General features: G+C 63.8%; 17 protein-coding genes. 8 read left to right on the forward strand and 9 right to left on the reverse strand.

Going from position 1 to position 17,371, the window contains the following annotated elements; all coding sequences use genetic code 11:
* Positions 1 to 41 precede the first annotated feature (41 nt).
* Complete coding sequence (locus AC3A43_RS05395) at positions 42 to 1,235, reverse strand: type III PLP-dependent enzyme (RefSeq protein WP_487791499.1); 1,194 nt, start codon at positions 1,233 to 1,235, stop codon at positions 42 to 44.
* Between the two features lie 255 nt (positions 1,236 to 1,490).
* Here AC3A43_RS05395 and AC3A43_RS05400 point away from each other — a divergent pair, with 255 nt between their 5' ends.
* Complete coding sequence (locus tag AC3A43_RS05400; protein WP_487791500.1) at positions 1,491 to 3,152, forward strand: FAD-dependent oxidoreductase; 1,662 nt, start codon at positions 1,491 to 1,493, stop codon at positions 3,150 to 3,152.
* A gap of 54 nt (positions 3,153 to 3,206) precedes the next feature.
* A complete protein-coding gene (locus AC3A43_RS05405) occupies positions 3,207 to 3,947 on the forward strand; it encodes a hypothetical protein (RefSeq protein WP_487791501.1) in 741 nt (246 codons plus the stop codon).
* A gap of 7 nt (positions 3,948 to 3,954) precedes the next feature.
* Here AC3A43_RS05405 and AC3A43_RS05410 read toward each other — a convergent pair whose 3' ends face one another.
* From AC3A43_RS05410 to AC3A43_RS05425, 4 genes are all read right to left on the reverse strand, one after another.
* Positions 3,955 to 5,127, reverse strand: a complete 1,173-nt coding sequence (locus tag AC3A43_RS05410; RefSeq protein WP_487791502.1) for a carboxynorspermidine decarboxylase — start codon at positions 5,125 to 5,127, stop codon at positions 3,955 to 3,957.
* A gap of 17 nt (positions 5,128 to 5,144) precedes the next feature.
* Positions 5,145 to 5,495 (reverse strand): DMT family protein, encoded by a 351-nt coding sequence (locus AC3A43_RS05415; protein ID WP_487791503.1) that lies wholly within the window; start codon positions 5,493 to 5,495, stop codon positions 5,145 to 5,147.
* A gap of 7 nt (positions 5,496 to 5,502) precedes the next feature.
* Positions 5,503 to 6,585 (reverse strand): alpha/beta fold hydrolase, encoded by a 1,083-nt coding sequence (locus AC3A43_RS05420; RefSeq protein WP_487791504.1) that lies wholly within the window; start codon positions 6,583 to 6,585, stop codon positions 5,503 to 5,505.
* A 103-nt stretch (positions 6,586 to 6,688) separates the two neighbouring features.
* Positions 6,689 to 7,897, reverse strand: coding sequence for a saccharopine dehydrogenase family protein (locus tag AC3A43_RS05425; protein WP_487791505.1), 1,209 nt, complete (start codon positions 7,895 to 7,897; stop codon positions 6,689 to 6,691).
* A gap of 64 nt (positions 7,898 to 7,961) precedes the next feature.
* Here AC3A43_RS05425 and AC3A43_RS05430 point away from each other — a divergent pair, with 64 nt between their 5' ends.
* From AC3A43_RS05430 to AC3A43_RS05440, 3 genes are read left to right on the forward strand one after another with little or no spacing between them, the layout of a single operon-like run.
* A complete protein-coding gene (locus tag AC3A43_RS05430) occupies positions 7,962 to 8,951 on the forward strand; it encodes a threonine ammonia-lyase (RefSeq protein WP_487791506.1) in 990 nt (329 codons plus the stop codon).
* 49 nt (positions 8,952 to 9,000) lie between these two features.
* Entirely contained in the window at positions 9,001 to 9,441 is a 441-nt protein-coding gene (locus AC3A43_RS05435) for a hypothetical protein (protein WP_487791507.1), read from the forward strand.
* A 26-nt stretch (positions 9,442 to 9,467) separates the two neighbouring features.
* On the forward strand, positions 9,468 to 10,058 hold the full coding sequence (locus AC3A43_RS05440; protein ID WP_487791508.1) for a GNAT family N-acetyltransferase: 591 nt from the start codon (positions 9,468 to 9,470) through the stop codon (positions 10,056 to 10,058).
* Between the two features lie 7 nt (positions 10,059 to 10,065).
* On the opposite strand, the gene AC3A43_RS05445 is transcribed toward AC3A43_RS05440, so the two are convergent.
* From AC3A43_RS05445 to hemA, 3 genes are all read right to left on the reverse strand, one after another.
* Positions 10,066 to 11,313, reverse strand: a complete 1,248-nt coding sequence (locus AC3A43_RS05445; RefSeq protein WP_487791509.1) for a YceI family protein — start codon at positions 11,311 to 11,313, stop codon at positions 10,066 to 10,068.
* 287 nt (positions 11,314 to 11,600) lie between these two features.
* Positions 11,601 to 12,290 carry a nitroreductase family protein gene (locus AC3A43_RS05450; RefSeq protein WP_487791510.1) on the reverse strand — a complete coding sequence of 230 codons (690 nt, stop codon included), beginning with the start codon at positions 12,288 to 12,290 and terminating at the stop codon, positions 11,601 to 11,603.
* The gene (hemA, locus tag AC3A43_RS05455) at positions 12,287 to 13,501 is read right to left on the reverse strand and encodes a 5-aminolevulinate synthase (protein WP_487791511.1); all 1,215 of its coding nucleotides are present in this window, start codon (positions 13,499 to 13,501) and stop codon (positions 12,287 to 12,289) included. Before hemA ends, AC3A43_RS05450 begins: the two co-directional genes overlap by 4 nt.
* A 245-nt stretch (positions 13,502 to 13,746) precedes the next feature.
* On the opposite strand from hemA, the gene AC3A43_RS05460 reads away from it, so the two are divergent.
* The gene (locus tag AC3A43_RS05460) at positions 13,747 to 14,268 is read left to right on the forward strand and encodes a hypothetical protein (RefSeq protein WP_487791512.1); all 522 of its coding nucleotides are present in this window, start codon (positions 13,747 to 13,749) and stop codon (positions 14,266 to 14,268) included.
* A gap of 7 nt (positions 14,269 to 14,275) precedes the next feature.
* Here AC3A43_RS05460 and murI read toward each other — a convergent pair whose 3' ends face one another.
* Positions 14,276 to 15,079, reverse strand: coding sequence for a glutamate racemase (gene murI / locus AC3A43_RS05465; RefSeq protein ID WP_487791513.1), 804 nt, complete (start codon positions 15,077 to 15,079; stop codon positions 14,276 to 14,278).
* 122 nt (positions 15,080 to 15,201) lie between these two features.
* Between murI and plsY the strand changes: the two genes are divergently transcribed.
* Positions 15,202 to 15,804 (forward strand): glycerol-3-phosphate 1-O-acyltransferase PlsY, encoded by a 603-nt coding sequence (plsY, locus tag AC3A43_RS05470; protein WP_487791514.1) that lies wholly within the window; start codon positions 15,202 to 15,204, stop codon positions 15,802 to 15,804.
* Positions 15,801 to 16,886, forward strand: a complete 1,086-nt coding sequence (dprA, locus tag AC3A43_RS05475; RefSeq protein ID WP_487791515.1) for a DNA-processing protein DprA — start codon at positions 15,801 to 15,803, stop codon at positions 16,884 to 16,886. Before plsY ends, dprA begins: the two co-directional genes overlap by 4 nt.
* Positions 16,887 to 17,371 lie beyond the last annotated feature (485 nt).

Here is a 17,371-nt window from a genome sequence, read left to right on the forward strand (position 1 = left end):
CATCGCTGCACCGGCCCTTGTTGTCTAGCCATCGTCGTTCGTCAGAACAGCTTGGTCACCGTCGCGCTGCGGCGTTCCTGTTCGACTTCGCCGGTGTAGAGGCTGACCATCGGCTCGTCGCTGACGACATGCGTCTCGTCGGCGCCGAAGCCGTTGAACTTTGTTCGCATCGCGCAGCCATAAGCACCTAGCATGCCGATTTCGATGAAATCGCCAGCCTTGATGTCCGCCGGCAGGAAAAACGGTCCTGCCATATGGTCGAGGTCATCGCACGTCGGGCCATAAAAGCTGAACGGCACCAGCTCGGCTTCGCTTGCAACGTCGCGCTGCAACGCGACTGGAAAACGCCAGCCGACGTGCGCGGCGTCGAACAGCGCGCCATAGGCCCCGTCGTTGATGTACAGCTCTTCGCCGCGGCGCTTTTCGACGCGCACGATCAGCGAGCTGTACTCGGCCGACAGTGCGCGGCCCGGTTCGCACCAGAGCTCGGCCGAATAGCTGATCGGCAGGCTTTCAAAGCTGCGGTGGATAGTGTCGAAATAGGCGTCGAGCGGCGGCGGCTCCATGCCCGGGTAAGACGAAGGGAAACCGCCGCCAACATCGATGATGTCGACCGTGACCGACGCCGCGACGATCGCGGCGCGGACGCGTTCCATCGCCTGTGCATAGGCGTGCGGAGTCATCGCCTGGCTTCCGACATGGAAGCAGATGCCGAGTGCGTCGGCCGCCTGACGGGTGGCCATCAGAAGTTCGACGACTTCGTCGGCTTCAGCGCCAAATTTGGCAGCGAGGCTGAGCTTCGAATGGTCGGACGACACGCGCAGGCGCACGAGCAGGTTCAGGTCCTGCGCGCCTTCGGTCGCGCGGACGATCTTCTCGAGCTCGTCCATCGTGTCGAGCGAGAAGGTGCGCACGCCGTGCTTCCAATAGGCTTCGGAAATCGCTTCCTCGGCCTTTACCGGGTGCATGAAGCAGAGCGTCGCTTGCGGAAGGGTACGCGCGGCGAGCCGGACCTCGGCGATCGAGGCGACGTCATAATGCGTCACACCCGAATCCCACAGCACACGCAGCAGATCGGCGGAAGGGTTCGCCTTGACCGCATACATGGTCGTGCCGGGAAAGTGGTCGATGAAGAAACGCGCTGCGCGCCGCGCGGCGTGCGGGCGGACAAGCGTAACAGGTTCGACCGGCGAAAGTGCCTGAATCAGCCCGTGGGCGCTATGATGCTGGTGCAATGCAAGGGACCCCCAAAAGTGTAACGGTAAACGACAAGGCTGCCTTGCGGTTATTGGAAGTCCCCCTGGGGCAGCGGAGGCGCATATATGGAGGGGGGTCCCCCCTGTAAAGACCCTATCGCGCAATTTTGTAACACGGCGGTAACACGGGGGCCGAACCGGGGCCGATGTGCGCCGAGCCGGGCAAAAAAGAGACAAAGGCCGGAGGTGCCGCTAAGAATGAACGTTATTGAACCGGAAAAGGATCTCCGCACCATGGTGTCTCGCGACGACGTCAATTATAGTTTCACCGACGCCGAACTGGATGAATTGCGGGCGTTCGGGGTCGTCGAATCGCACAAGGCTGGCGACCTGATTGTCGAAGAAGGGGCGATGGCGCCCGACTGCATCGTCACCCTATCCGGACATACCGATATTTTTGCATCGACCGACGACGGGCGGAAGCGCGTTGGGTGGATGGAGCATGGGCAGTTCGCCGGCGACCTGTCGGTACTGACCGGACAGCGGCACCTGTCGCGCGTCGAAATGGGAGCCGACGGCGATATCCTCCGCATCGTCCACGCCGATTTCCAGCGGCTGATTGCGGGCAATTCGCACTATTCGGACATTTTCATTCGCGTCCTTTCGGCGCGGCGCGAATTCAGCAACAATCGCGGCTTCGCGGTGACGATCGTGATCGGCGCCGCGATGGACCGCAGCGTCTATGCGCTGCGCGACCTGCTGATGAAGCATGGCGTCGCACATCGCTGGTTCGACCCCGCCGACGGCCCGGTCGCGGGGCATCTGATGGCTGAGCGCGGGCTGACCGACGAGCAACTGCCGGCGGTCATCCTTGGCGCCGCGGATGTATTGATCCAGCCGACGCCCGAACAGCTTGCCGCGGGGCTTGGCCTCGACCTGCTCCCCGATGGAGCCACAGCCGACGTTATCGTCGTGGGCAGCGGCCCCGGCGGGCTGGCCGCTGCGGTCTATGCTGCGTCGGAGGGGCTGACGGTTATCGCACTCGATTCGCTGGCGCCCGGCGGACAGGCGGGAACGTCGTCGAAGATCGAAAATTACCTGGGCTTCCCGACCGGCATTTCGGGGAACGAACTCGCGCGGCGCGCGACGGTCCAGGCGCAGAAGTTCGGCGCAAGGCTGGTCTCGCCAGTGCGTGCGGCGTCGATCAATCGCGATGGCGACGATGCTTATTGCCTGCACCTCGCCGACGGCCGCAAGCTGCGCAGCCGCGCGGTCGTGGTCGCGAGCGGCGCGCAATATCAACGCCTGCCAATCGACGGCATCGAATCCTATGAGGGCCGCGGCATCTATTATGGCGCGACGCCGATGGAGGCGCAGCTGTGCGGCAACGCCGAGGTGACCGTCGTCGGTTCGGGCAATTCGGCGGGGCAGGGCGCGATCTATCTCGCGAGTGTCGCGAAGAAGGTTTATGTCATTTTCCGCCGGGTGAGCCTGCGCGAGACGATGTCCGAATATCTCGTCAAGCGGCTGGAAGAGCATCCGAACATCGAGATCATACCATCGACCGACGTCGTCGGCCTGCATGGCGAGGAGCATCTGGCCGGCCTGACCTATCGCTGCCGCGAGACCGGGGCGGAAGATCGGTGCGATTGCCGCTTTCTGTTCCTGTTCCTCGGCGCCAGCCCGAACACGCGCTGGCTGCCGAAGGAGATGGTATGCGACGATCGCGGGTTCGTGAAGACCGGCGCGGATATCGCTCCGATGGAGCTGGTCAAGGCGGGATGGTCGCTCGACCGGATGCCGAGCCGTCTCGAGACGAGCTGGCCGCGCATCTATGCTGTTGGCGACGTGCGCAAGGGATCGGTGAAGCGCGTCGCATCATCCGTCGGCGAAGGATCGGTGGTGGTCAGCCACATTCATCAGGCGCTGGCGGAAATTACCCCGCCGGTGGGTTGACCCTGCTTCGGTTCGATGATGTTATCACATTGAATCAACAGCAAAGAGAATGAAATGTTCCTGACCGCTTTGGCTATGACCGTCGCCGCGCAGAGCGCGAGTGAGCCCCTGCCGCAGAAGACCGATATTCCGAACGACTATTCAACCGTGATCTGCCCTACCGAGGCGGCGGCGCGGACCATGCTGGCCAGCTATTATGGCGTTCAGTCCGCGCCGCGCAATCACACCATCGACACAAGCCTGTTCTTTCAGGGATTGGCGGCAACGGGATGCTCGCAGGACAGCGTCGATGCGAAGTCGGTAATCACGATCCAGCAAGCCGTGGCGCGGCGGACGCTGAAGCTTGCCTCGGCGAGCGAAACCTATCTTGTCTATCGCGGCGCGAACGCGAAGGGCGTGCGGGTCATCGGAATCGTCGATGAGACGGGAAACAACAAACATCCCCGCACGGAGTTCGAGCGCTGGCTTTCCGAATTCGTGCCCGATGGGCAGCTCAACTATGATCCCGCAACAATGAGTACGGTCTATCTATGCGCGAGCGTCGATGGTGCGCGTGCTTCCGTCCGCGCTATCCCTGCCAAGGGGAGCAAGGCGGTCCAGAACCAGGCTTTCGGCAAGGCGCGCGCCGCGAACGCATGCCGACAGGCACCGGCAGGGCGTTACAAGATTACCGCGCGCTACGAAAATCGCGACATTCAGTGCGGGTTCGAGTGCGAGGACATCTGGAATGCGCTCGCCGCAACCGACGCACGGGGTCGGGCAGTCGCACTGATTTTCAACGCTTCGCACTTCTGATGCGAACCTACCCCAGCCGCGTCTTGAAATCCTCGTAACCGAACTCGCGTATCAGCTTCAGCTCGTCGGTGTCGCTGTCCCACAGCCAGATCGAGGGGAGGGGGACGCCGTTGAAGGTGTTGGTCTTGACCATCGAATAATGCGCCTGATCGAGGAAGGCGAAGCGCTGGCCGATGCGTGCGCCGCCGGGCAGGCGGTAATCGCCGATGATGTCACCAGCGAGGCACGAGGGACCACCGAGCCGGGTAGGCATGCCTTCGTCGCCCTCATCGAGCATCGCCGGTCGATAGGGCGCTTCGATCACGTCGGGCATATGGCAGGTCGCGGAAATGTCGGTGATCCCGATCGCCATGCCATTGTCGAACAGGTCGAGCACTTCGCCGACGAGGATCCCGGCGTCGAGGGCGATCGCTTCACCGGGTTCGATCATCACATCGCAGTCGGTCGACGCGCGAACCTGTTTCAGGAAGGCAATCAGATCGTCGACCTGATAATCAGCGCGCGTGACATGGTGCCCGCCGCCGAAATTGATCCATTTGAGCTGGTTGAAGAAGGGCCGCAGCATCGGCTGTACCGCTTCCCATGTCCGCTGGAGCGGCGGGAAATCCTGTTCGCACAGGCTGTGCATATGGATGCCGTCGATGCCCTCCATATGCTCGGGCAGCAGCTGGGTCACGGGGAAGCCGAGGCGACTGCACGGCGCGGCCGGGTCGTATTTCGCGACCTCGCCCTCGCTGTGCATGGGGTTGATGCGCAGGCCAATGTCGAAGCTCTCGCCCTTGGCGCGCAGTTCGTCGAGCAGCGGACGGAAACGCGCAATCTGGCCCGGTGAATTGAAGATCAGATGGTCCGACAGCACCGCGATCTCGGGCAAGTCGGCTTCCTTGTAGCCCGCGCAATAGGTGGCAACTTCGCCGCCATATTCGCCGCGGCCGAGCTTGGCCTCGTAAAGCCCCGAGGCGCAGACGCCGTCGAGATACTCGGCGACGACCGGCCCGAGCGACCACATCGAAAACGCCTTGAGCGCCGCGAGCACACGCGCGCCCGACGCATCGCCGATATGGCGAAGCACCGACAGGTTTGCGCGCACTTTCGCGGCGTCGACGACAAAGGCGGGCGAAGGGACGCGGCTGAGGTCGAAGCGGGCAAAGGCTCCGGGGTCGCCGGCACGGGTTTCCATGTCGCTATATATTCCTGTCAGACCGCAATGGGTCCCTTGAAGATGAAAAACGCCCCCGCCGCAATCAGACCGAAGCCGACGAGATGGTTCAGGGTCAGCTTCTCACCGAGCCAGAAGACCGCGAACCCGGCGAATATGACCAGTGTGATCACTTCCTGCAAGGTCTTGAGTTCGGCGGCGGTATATACACCATAGCCGATGCGGTTGGCGGGAACCGCAAGGCAATATTCGAAAAAGGCGATCCCCCATGCGATCAGCACCGCCAGCCAGATCGGCCGCGACACCGCGCCAAGTTGCCCATACCAGGCAAAGGTCATGAAGATGTTCGAGACGAAAAGCAGCCCGACCGGCGCGAGATAGGCGGTCATATCGGGATTACTCCTTGGTCAGCGGCAGCACGTCGCGAAGCAGCGCGGCGAAGAAATGCCCCGGCTCCTCGATCATCGGCATATGCGCAGAATGTTCGAACCAGACGAGCTTCTTCGAGGGTGCCTTGACCTGTTCGAACCATTTTGCCGCGACGGGCGCCGCCGCGGTATAGTCATGGCGACCGAGCAGAAAGACGATCGGCGCGTCCATCGTCTTCATTTTGTTGAAATTCACGTCAGCGAGGCGCGGCCAAACCGTCGTCACCGAAAACGCGCTGCCCTTGGCCCATGCCTGCCGGTCGGCCTCGCTGTATTCGGGCGAAAGGCGCGGGGTCTGGAAATAATATTTGAGATCGGGTTTGTTATAAATGAGCGATCCATAGGCGATGCCATATTTACGCCAGCCGTCGGCACTGGCGATGGAAAAATCGCCGCGCGGGTAGGGTGCAAGTGCGTCGATCGCGGCAACCGCTTCGCTATTCCCGACCGCAATCGCTTTCGCCCGCGTCCACGCCATGCCGACCGCCTCGCTCTCGCGAAAATCGATGGCCTGCCCGACCCCGACGTAGGCGTAAAGCAGGTCGGGGCGCTTCGCTGCGACCGATAGGCCGATGGCCGATCCCCAGCTGTGGCCGAGCAGCACGACCTTGCGCTTGCCATATTTTTTCCGGAGCAGTTCGATCAGTTCAATGGCATCGTCGCGGTAGCGGTCGAGTGTCATCGTCGGCGCCAGCGTGGCGGGATCGCCCAGCGGATAGGAGCTCCCCGCACCGCGCTGGTCATATTGCACGACGGTGAAGACGTCTTCCCACGGACGCTGGAACGACCAGGCAAAGGGCATCTCGACCGCGCCGGGCCCGCCGTGGACGAATATGAGGACCGGATTGTCGCGGTCCGATCCGCGCACGTTCACGACCTGCCGCGCGCCGCCGAGTGTGGCTTCGAAGGTTTCCTGCACACCGTTCGGCGTGACGATCTTGCCCATATCGGCGACGATCGCGCGCGCCGGGGCATAGGCGTCGTCGGTTTGAGCTGCCGCAGGCGCGGCGAAAGCAGCAAGCAAGGCGAGCGCCGCAATTCTCAGTTTCATGTCAACCACCTCTCGTCATTCCCGCGAAAGCGGGAACCCAGTCCGACGTCGCTACTGGGTTCCCGCGTTCGCGGGAATGACAAAATTTGGGTGTCAGACGCGATCAGAAATCGAGCGGGCCGTCCAATTCCTTCACCTGCCACGGCAGGCCATGCTTGTTCAGCATGTCCATGAAGGGATCGGGGTCCATCTGTTCCATGTTGAACACCCCATCGCCGCCCCATGTGTTGGTCACCATCATCGCGGCGCCAATCATCGCCGGAACGCCGGTGGTGTAGCTGACCGCCTGATTGCCGGTTTCGGCATAGGCATCCTCATGGTCGCAGATATTGTAGAGGTAGAGCGTCTTTTCCTTGCCGTCCTGACCCAGGCCGGTGGCAATGACGCCGATGTTGGTTTTGCCCTTGGTCGTTTCGCCAAGGCTCGACGGTTCGGGCAGCACGGCCTTCAGGAACTGCAACGGGACGATCTCGCGGCCTTCGTAGATGACCGGATCGATGCGCGTCATGCCGACATTCTGCAGGACGGTCAGGTGCGTGATATAGGCCTCGCCAAAAGTCATCCAGAAACGGATGCGCTGGATTTCGGGCAGGTGGGTCTTCAGGCTTTCGATCTCCTCATGATACATGAGGTACATCGTCTTCGGACCAACGGCTTCGAAATCGAACTGCTGCTTCACCGACATCGGCGGGGTTTCGACCCAGTCCCCATTTTCCCAGTGGCGCGCGACCGCGGTGACTTCGCGGATGTTGATCTCCGGATTGAAGTTGGTCGCGAAATGCTGGCCATGATCGCCGCCGTTGCAGTCGAGAATGTCGAGCGTGTCGATGCGCGAGAAATGATGTTTTTTAAGCCAGGTGGTGAACACGCTGGTCACGCCCGGGTCGAAGCCCGAGCCGAGCAAAGCCATTAGTCCGGCATCCTTGAAACGGTCGTGATACGCCCACTGCCAATGATATTCGAACTTCGCTTCGTCGCGCGGTTCGTAATTGGCGGTGTCCATATAATGCGCGCCGGTCGACAGGCACGCCTCCATGATCGTGAGATCCTGATAGGGCAGAGCGAGGTTCACGACATGCGTCGCGCCGATCGAACGGATCAGCGCTGCGGTCGCATCGATATGGTCGGCATCGACCTCGGCGGTCTTGATCGTCACCCCGGTGCGTTCTTTGACCGAGTCGGCGATCGCATCGCATTTGAACTTGCGGCGGCTCGCCAGCGTAATGTCGGGAAAGATGTCGGGGTTCATCGCCATCTTGTGCACCGCGACCGAACCGACGCCGCCTGCGCCGATCACCAGAACCTTGCTCATCGAAAAATCTCCTGCGCCTACCTATGTGGCTTGTCTTGTATGGCTGGCCCTATAGGACGAAGCCATGACACAGCAAAGCCCCGATCCCCTGCTCGATCCGAACCGTGCGCCCACGTTTGCAGGCGTCGAACGCGCGGCGGCGAAAGTCGCTGCATTGTTGCCGCAAACCCCTCTGCTGCCGCTCGAAGTCGACGGGACCGTCGTGTGGTGCAAGGCCGAGTGCCTGCAACCCGTCGGTGCATTCAAGATCCGAGGCGCGTGGCACCGCCTGACCGACCTGACGCCCGAACAGGCGGCCGCGGGCGTCGTCGGCGTATCGAGCGGCAATCATGCGCAGGGCGTTGCCTGGGCGGCTAAGCGGCTCGGCATCCCCGCGACGATCGTGATGCCCAGCAATGCGCCGCAGATGAAACTGTCCGCCACGCGCGCGCTGGGGGCCGAGGTCGTGCTGTACGACCGCGTCACGGAATCGCGCGATGCCGTCGCGGCAAAGCTGCTCGAGGAGCACGGCGGCACGCTGGTCCACGCGTACGGCGATCCGTGGATCATCGAGGGCCAAGGTACCGCCGGCATCGAGGCGCGCGCGCAGCTCGCCGCTCGCGGCATCGCCGGTCCCGACAAGGTGATCGCCTGTTGCGGCGGCGGCGGCTTGTCGGCGGGACTCGCGCTCGCCTGTCCCGATGCTCAGATCGTTGCGGTCGAGCCCGAGGGCTGGGACGATGTGACGCGTTCGCTCGAAGCCGGCAAAATATTGTCGGTCGAGGACCTTGCCTATCCGACAGAATGCGATGCGCTCCAGACGCCGCAAACATGGCCGATCAATTTTGCGGTTTTGCAGGCACGCGGCGTACGCGGAGCCGTGGTGACGCGAGCGGAAGTGCGCCATGCGATGCGCGTCGTGTTCGAAAAACTGCATCTGGTCGTCGAGCCGGGCGGCGCGGCCGCACTCGCGGCCGTGCTGGCGGGCAAGGTGGAGCTCGGCGATGCAACATTGGTCACCTTGTCGGGCGGCAACGTCGACCCGAAGCATTATGCCGAGATACTGGCGGGATAAGCGGATACTTATCCTGCGAGGTGCGTTTGGACGGGGAAGGAGAAGCGAGATGCAAAAGAGCTTTCTGATCGGTGCTGCGTCGCTGTTGCTGCTGAGCGGCTGCGAAAAAGCCGAGGCGCCAGCGCCCGCGCCTACCGATACCACCGAGGTTCCGGTCGAAACGGCCGATCCCGAGACATCTCCCGCCGAAGATTCTGCAACCGCGCCGCACCGCTTCGCGAGCTGGGCGGGCAAATGGACAGGGGTCGAGGGTATGTATGTCACGATCGCCGCCGCCGAGCCGGGCAAATACAAGCTGGAGATGCAGTCGGACCTCGATACCAAGGGGACCTATGACGGTGAGGACAGCGAGCATGGCATCAAGTTCAAGCGCGGTGCCGAAGAACTCAGCCTGCGCCAAGGCAGCGGCGACGAAACCGGCCTCAAATACCTCGCCGGCAAGAAGGAATGCCTGATCGTCAAGCAGGGCGAGGGTTACTGCCGCGACTGATTGAGCGACGATCGGGGGTGGGCAAGATGGACGGAATAGAGACCGCAAGCGTGCGCGACCATGCGGCGCTTGTCGAGACGCTGGCACAGGCGTTCCAGACTGACCCCGCTTTATCGTGGATATTGCCCGATCCCGCTCGCCGCGCCCACGCGCTGCGTAGCCTGTTCGATGTCCTGGTTCCCGCGGACATGCGTGCGGGCGTGGCATTGCGCGCCACCCATGATGAATCAGCCGCTCTCTGGCGCGCACCGGCACAGGCGCATAGCGGCATGTTCGAATTCCTGCGAACCGTTATCCCGCTCGTTGCGACTTTCGGCACTGCGTTGCCGCGCGGATTGAAGGTGCAGGGCAGCATCGACGCGCATCGTCCGGAAGGGCGCTTCTGGTACCTCCATTATGTCGGCGTCCGCCGCGAATATCAGGGCAAGGGCCATGGCGGGCGGATCATCCGCGCGCAGACAGCCGTTGCCGACGCGGAGGGTCTGGCTTGCTGGCTGGAGACCGCTACGCCGGAGAATGTGCCGCTTTACGAGCGGCTGGGCTTCGCGACGCAGGTCGAATGGGATGTGCCGGGCGGCGGCCCTCATTTCTGGGGTATGATGCGACCGGCACAATGAGGGGCGGTCACGCCGCCGGGCGCGTCGCGGTGAAGGCAAAGGCGATGTCGACGCCCGCAGCGATTGCGTCGGTTGCCGCCCATTCGCCCTGACCGACACCGAAGGCGGTGCGATCGATGCGCGCGGTGCCGGAAACATGGGCCTTGTCACCATCGATGCGCAGCGTGAAGCGCAGCGTTGCGGGTTTGCTGGCGCCGCGCAGGTCGAGCGTGCCGCGCGCTTCATATCTGTCCCCGCCGAGGTGGCGGATTTCGCGCGCGGTAAAGACCGCAGCCGGATGCGCACCGATATCGAAGAAATCGCTGCCTTTCAGTGAATCGTCGCGCTGCCCGTCGCCGGTGTCCGCCGACGCGAGATCGACCGTGACGCGAATCGTCGATTTGGCGAGCTCGTCGGGGCTGAACCGGATTGAGGCACGCCAGCGGCCGAAACGGCCGTCGACCGCCTCGCCGTTCCAGCGTGCGGTGAAGCCGAGGCGTCCACCCGAAGCGACCGTCCAGTCGGCGAGCGGCTGGGTATTATCTTCCGGCGCGGTTTCTTCCGTTTTGGCGGCCTCATCGCTTTCGGCTGTGGGGGGTGAGGGAGCTGTCGGCAAGGCGGCAACCGGCGCCGCGATCCCTTTTTCGGCGACGGAGCGGGCCTTGTCCGGGTAGATCATCTGGCCTGCGACAAAGGCGGCGCCGACGAGCGCCAGCGCACCGAGCGCGATACCCACCGCCTTGCCGCGCGCGAAAGGGATCATCCGCTGCAGCTCGGGCTTGCCGAGCAGCCACTGGTGGCGAATCGCTCCCGCGATATGGAGGGCGAACAACCCGATTGCGAGCCAAGTCATCGCACCGTGGATCGATTCTGCCGGCTCGTGCCAGCTCCGACCCACGGGCAGGTGCGGCCAGGGGATAAGGCCAAAGAGCAGCGTGGGCACCTCAACGCGCGCCGTTGAAACGAGCAACCATCCCGTGATCGGGCCGAGGATCATAACCAGGTAGAAGAGCCAATGAACCGTGCTCGCGAGCGCGCGCGTCCAAGCCGGGCCGTCGGACGCAGGCGGTCGAGATACGAACAATCGAATGACAAGGCGCGCGAGACTGAGCAGGAGGATCGAGATGCCGATCGACTTGTGCAACTGATAGCGCGCGAACAATTCGGGACTATTATTGCCCTCGAGCGCCCAACCGAGCGCGATCTGGAACGCCAGAAGCAGCGCGATCAGCCAATGAAGCGTGATGGCGGTATAGCTATAACGCTGTGTTGGCATGACAATCCTTCGCGATGGGGAGGCCAGATTCGCTGCTTACCCTATCCAGTCTTGCGCCTCTTGTCGAAGGTCAGAGCGCGCCAATTTAGTCGCTTGAGCGGCCCCATTTGGGGTTCGGCGCTATATCAGGACGCTAAGCGACGAACCGGCGGCGAGTCCCGCCGCAATTGCAAGCACGCCGAGAGCAAAAAGTCGTATCCATCGGTATCTACGTAGGCCCCGGTCGACCTCACCAACGAGGAAAAAGTCGATAACGACCTGGACCAAGCTGGCGAGAGTTTCGCCGATCAATCGTCGAAACCGACGAACCGCACCGCCTCGTCGACACTCTTGCGGTTCGACACCACCGCATTGGCCGGGAATTCGGCATCGGGCCAGCCCATCGCGACGCAGATCATGATGACCTGATCGTCGGGGATATGCGCATTTTCGCGCACGACCGGGCTTTGCATGATACCCTGACTATTGATGACGCAGCCGAGCCCGCGCGACCAGGCGGCGTTGACCAGCGCATTGGTCACCGCGCCGCAGTCGAATGGCGCGATGTCGCTACCGAGCAGGACGCGGTCATAGGTGACGACGATACTGACGGGTGCGTCGAACTGGCGGAAGCCGCGCAGCACCCAGTCTTGCCGCGCGTCCTTGTCGTCGCGTTCGATCCCCATCGCGCCGAACAATTGTTTGGCGATCTCAATCTGGCGCGCACGATGGTCGTCGGCGATGCCGTCGAAGCGGCGAAATTCGCGGCTGTCGGGCTTGCCGGCGAGAATACCGTCGGTGTTGCCTTGGCGGATCGCGGCGAGCGGGGCGCCGGTGACGACCGAGAAGTTCCAGCACTGGTTGTTGAACGACGAAGGCGCGCGCATCGCGACCTCGAGGATCTCGGCAACGAGTGCCTTTGGAACGGGCTTGTCGAGGAAGCCGCGAATCGAGCGGCGTCCCACGACGATCTCATCATAGCCGGGATTGTTCGTCACGCGGCCTTGCGCAGCTCAAGCCGGTCCCAGATCTCGGCCAATGCACTGGTCAGTTCGCGCATCATCGCCTCGTCATGTGCCGGGCCCGGCGTGAAGCGCAGGCGTTCGGTGCCGCGCGGCACGGTCGGGAAATTGATCGGCTGCACATAGACGCCATATTCGGCGAGCAGGATGTCGCTGATCTTCTTCGCGCGCACCGGGTCGCCGACCATCAGCGGGACGATGTGCGTCGTCGAATCCATCACTGGCAGGCCGGCGTCGCGGAAGCACTGCTTGAGGTATGCCGCCGCTTCCTGTTGCGCGTCGCGCTCGACGCTCGACGCTTTCAGGTGGCGGACGCTGGCGAGGACGCCCGCGACCAGCACCGGCGACAGGCTGGTTGTGAAGATGAAGCCGGGCGCATAGCTGCGAATCACGTCGATGATATTCTTGTCCGCCGCAATATAGCCGCCCATCACGCCAAACGCCTTGCCGAGCGTGCCCTCGATGATCGTCACGCGGTCGGCCGCTTCGTCGCGGTCGGTGATGCCGCCGCCGCGCGGGCCGTACATGCCGACGGCATGGACTTCGTCGCAATAGGTGAGGGCGTTATATTTGTCGGCCAGATCGCAGATGGCGTGAATGGGGGCGACGTCGCCGTCCATCGAATAGACGCTTTCGAACGCGATCAGCTTCGCCGCGTCGGGATCGTCGGCGGCGAGCAGTTCTTCGAGATGCGCGAGGTCATTGTGGCGCCATACGCGCTTTTCGCAGCCCGAGTTGCGGATACCCGCGATCATCGATGCGTGGTTGAGTTCGTCCGAATAGATGATGCAGTTCGGCAGCAGCTTGCCGAGCGTGCCAAGCGTCGCTTCGTTCGAGATGTAGCCCGAGGTGAAGAGCAGCGCGCCGTCCTTGCCGTGCAGGTCGGCCAGCTCATGCTCGAGGTCGATATGATAATGGGTGTTTCCGCCGATGTTGCGGGTGCCGCCCGAACCCGCGCCGACGTCGTGCAGCGCGCCTTCCATCGCTTCGATGACCTTCGGGTGCTGGCCCATCGCCAGATAGTCGTTCGAGCACCAGACTGTAATCGGCTTCGGTCCGTTGTGACCGGCGAAGCAGCGTGCGTTCGGGAAAGAGCCCCGGTTGCGCAAAATGTCGATGAAGACGCGGTAGCGTCCCTCTTCGTGCAGCCGGTCGATCGCCCGAGCGAAAATATCGTTATAGTTCACGTTTCAGCCCCGCAGTCAGGTGCCCGTTCAGGTCTTTGGGCGCCGCTCCCTCCGGCGGCACTTAACAGGCGGGCCAATAACGCCGAATCTGGCTGAAATCCAGTGCGAACGATTCGCAGCTTGTGGGACAAATTGTCCTGGTCGATCGCGTCGACCGCGCCGTTCGCTGTGATCGATCGCACGGGCCGGTTGACGAATTGCAGCTATGGTGAAATCGCGACAACGGGTTGCCAAGGAGCGAAGATATGCGTTTTGTCATGGTTGCGATCTTGTCCATGGCTGCGCTGGGCAGCGGCGTATCGGCCACGAAGTCCTCGCCTGCGCCATTCGACGGCGCGTGGATGAGCTGTGAAACCTGGCAGGGCATGCGTATCTGCGGATACAATCTGCACATCCAGCGCGGCAGCCGCGTTTGCGGGGTCCAGAGCTATTTCGCGACCAATCGCACGTATGTGCAAAGATTTGTCGGCACCGCGACCGGCACGTCGCTCCGTATCGACAAGATTTGCGGCGATCCGGGATCGGAGACCGATACCTATTGCGCCGGCGCCGCGCCGAGCAGCGCCGAGAAAGTCGGCTGGGGCACCTCGGATCAACAGCTTCTGGTGTGCAATGGCCGCCTGCATAGCGCGAAGCAAGGCGAGGAGTTCAGTTGCGCCGCGGCGGTGCGCGCGGCAGGGTTACCCAAAGTGCGATCGCTGAAGGGTGAGGGGCCGCAGCCCGAAGATCTCGTCTGGCTGAAATCCTGCGCGACCGGCACCGACTAGGCGCCGGTCAGATCGTCTCGATCACACCGATGCCATAAGGCGCAAGCGCGGCGAGCGGCGGTGGCGGCCGGTCGTCGCTGCGCGTGAAGACCGCGATGCCCGGCAACGCGGTATTCGGCCAGGCCTGGCCTTCGGTCAGGGCGGCGATACGTCGCGCAATCCCCTCGGCGCCATCGATCAGACGGACGCCCGGGCCGACCGCCGCCTGCAACTCGTCCTGCAGCAGCGGAAAATGGGTGCAGGCCAGCACGATAACGTCGATGTCTTCGCCGCCGGGCTGGTCGCGCAGGCCCGCGACGGCCCGCGCGATCACCGCGGGGTCGATCGCCTCGCCGCGCAGCTTCGCCTCGGCCCCGGTGACGAGCCCGGGGCTGCCGTGCCGCAGCACGGTCTTGCCACTCGCGAATCGGGCGCCGAGATCGTCGACATAAGGCTGGCGCACCGTCGCCTCGGTGCCGAGCACGCCGATCACGCCGGTGCGGGTCACTTCGGCGGCCGGTTTGATCGCCGGAACGGTCCCGACGATCGGCAGATCGAGTGCGGCGCGGACATGCGCGAGCGCGATCGTCGAGGCGGTGTTGCACGCGATCACCGCGAGCCGCGGCTGGTATCGCTCGACGAGCCGCCCGAGCAAGGCCGGAACGCGCGCCGCAAGCTCGGCCTCGCTCTTCTGCCCATAAGGCAGGCCGGCATAGTCGGCGGCGTAGACGATAGGCGCGGTCGGCAGCAACGCGCGGGTCGGACCGAGCACGGTCAGCCCGCCCAGGCCGCTGTCGAAAAAAAGGATGGGGGCGTCAGGGGCGGGATGCATGTGCAGCGCCTAGCAGGCAGGACCAGCGGCTTTCAAATCCATTCTGGTCCTGACCGAACCCTAATCCATTGATTGCATCGCCCAACATCGCCACACTGGTATCGAACGAAACGGGGATTTTCATGACGACATTTTTGCTGGCTGCTGTCGGTTACCTGCTCGGATCGATCCCATTCGGCGTCATCCTGACCCGCCTCTTCGGTGCGGGCGACCTGCGTCAGATCGGGTCGGGTAATATCGGCGCCACAAATGTGCTGCGCACCGGACGCAAGGGTCTGGCGGCGGCCACCCTGATCCTTGACGGGGCCAAGGGTGCCGTGGCGGTCCTGCTCGCGCGTCACTTCGCACCCGGCCTGGGTCAGGATGGCGCGATGATCGCGGGCGCCGCAGCAATGATCGGCCATTGTTACCCCGTCTGGCTGAATTTCAGGGGCGGCAAGGGCGTCGCGACGCTGCTGGGACTGGCGCTGGCGCTGGCCTGGCCGATCGGGCTGATCTTTGCCCTCGTCTGGCTTGGTACGGTCGTGCTGCTGCGCATTTCGTCGCTCGGCGGAATGCTGGGTGCGGTTTCGGCGCCGATCGCGGCGCTAGTCCTCGGTTATCCCGTCTATGCGGTCGGCCTCGCCGGGCTGGCAGTGATCGTGCTCTGGCGCCACCGCGAAAATATCGCGCGGCTGCGCGCCGGCACCGAGCCGCGGATCGGCGGCAAGAAAGAGCCCGTATGACCGACGCTGAGCGGCTGGCACGGCTGCGGCTGATCCGGACGCCGCATGTCGGACCGGTCAGCTGGCACCAGCTGATGCAGCGCTTCGGATCGGGCGAGGCCGCGATCGATGCGCTGCCCGATCTGGTGCTGCGCGGCGGCGCCGGGAAGGCGCGCATCGCGCCCGTCGAGGTTGCGGAACGCGAATTCGAGCGCGCCGCGAAACTCGGGGCGCGACACATCTTCAGCGACGAGGATGACTATTCGCCGATGCTGCGCGAGGTCGAGGGGGCGCCGCCTGTCGTAATCGTGCGCGGCGATACCGGGATGCTGCGGCGCCCGTGCGTCGCGATCGTCGGCGCGCGCAACGCATCGGCCATCGCGTGCCGATTCGCGCGCCAGCTCGCCGCCGACCTGACCGTACGCGATGTGACAGTGGTCAGCGGGCTGGCGCGCGGGGTAGACACCGCGGCGCATATCGGCGCGCTTGGCGGGTCGACCGTCGGTGTGATCGCCAGCGGCCTCGATATCGCCTTTCCGCCGGAAAATGCCGCGCTGCAGGAAAAGATCGCGAGCGACCAGTTGCTGATCGCCGAACAGCCACCGGGCACCGAACCGCTCGCGCGCCACTTCCCTTCGCGCAATCGCATCATCGCCGGGATCGCGCACGGTACGGTCGTGATCGAAGCCGCGCCGCGGTCGGGATCGCTTATCACCGCGCGACGGGCCGGCGACTATGGCCGCGAGGTGATGGCGGTGCCCGGTTCGCCGCTCGATCCGCGCGCGCAGGGCTGCAACATGCTGATCCGCGAGGGCGCGACGCTGATCCAGACGGTCGATGACGTGATGGAAGCGGTCGGGCCGATCGACGCGCGCATGGTTCGTGAACCCGCGCGCGCTTATGCCGCCGCATCATTGCCGTCGGACGCAGGCGAGGGCGATCGGCGCGCGCTCGTCGACCTGCTCGGACCGACCCCCGTCGCGGTCGACGAACTGGTGCGTCAGTCGGGACGGTCCACCGCGACGGTCCAGCTGGTGCTTCTCGAACTCGAACTCGCGGGCCGCGTCGAACGCCACGCGGGCGCAAAAATCTCGCTCATGTGACCGGCGGCACAGCCTCCCGACCATCGTCAATCTAACGCCTTATCGTGGTTCAGCCACAGTTCAGCGACCAAATCTCAGGCTGATGATATTGTATAACATAGCGGGGAATTTGACGATGCGGAGCCGATTGCTCACAAGTGCCACGATGGTTGCGGTGCTGGCCTCTGCGCCCGCCCCGATCCCCCTCGCGCTGGCTCGTACCCCATTGGCCCCCGATCAGGGATTCTGTCGCAACGCCGCGCCCTTGCCACAAACCGGCCCCGAGGTTCGGCCCCAGCCGCAGCAGTCAAACGGCAGAAGCAAGACAAAGGGCGACCGCGAAGAGGCGATGGTGGACGGGGCTCCTCCGCCCCCGCCTGCACCACCGCCGCCGATGGCACCGCCATCGCCGTCCTACTCGAGCGCGGACGAGGTGTCCGAAATTGCCGTGACGGGATCGCGCATTTCCGAGACTGCACTGGACTTGCCGTCACCGGTCACGTCCA

The sequence above is a fragment of the Sphingopyxis sp. Soil_C_28 genome (assembly GCF_057657055.1).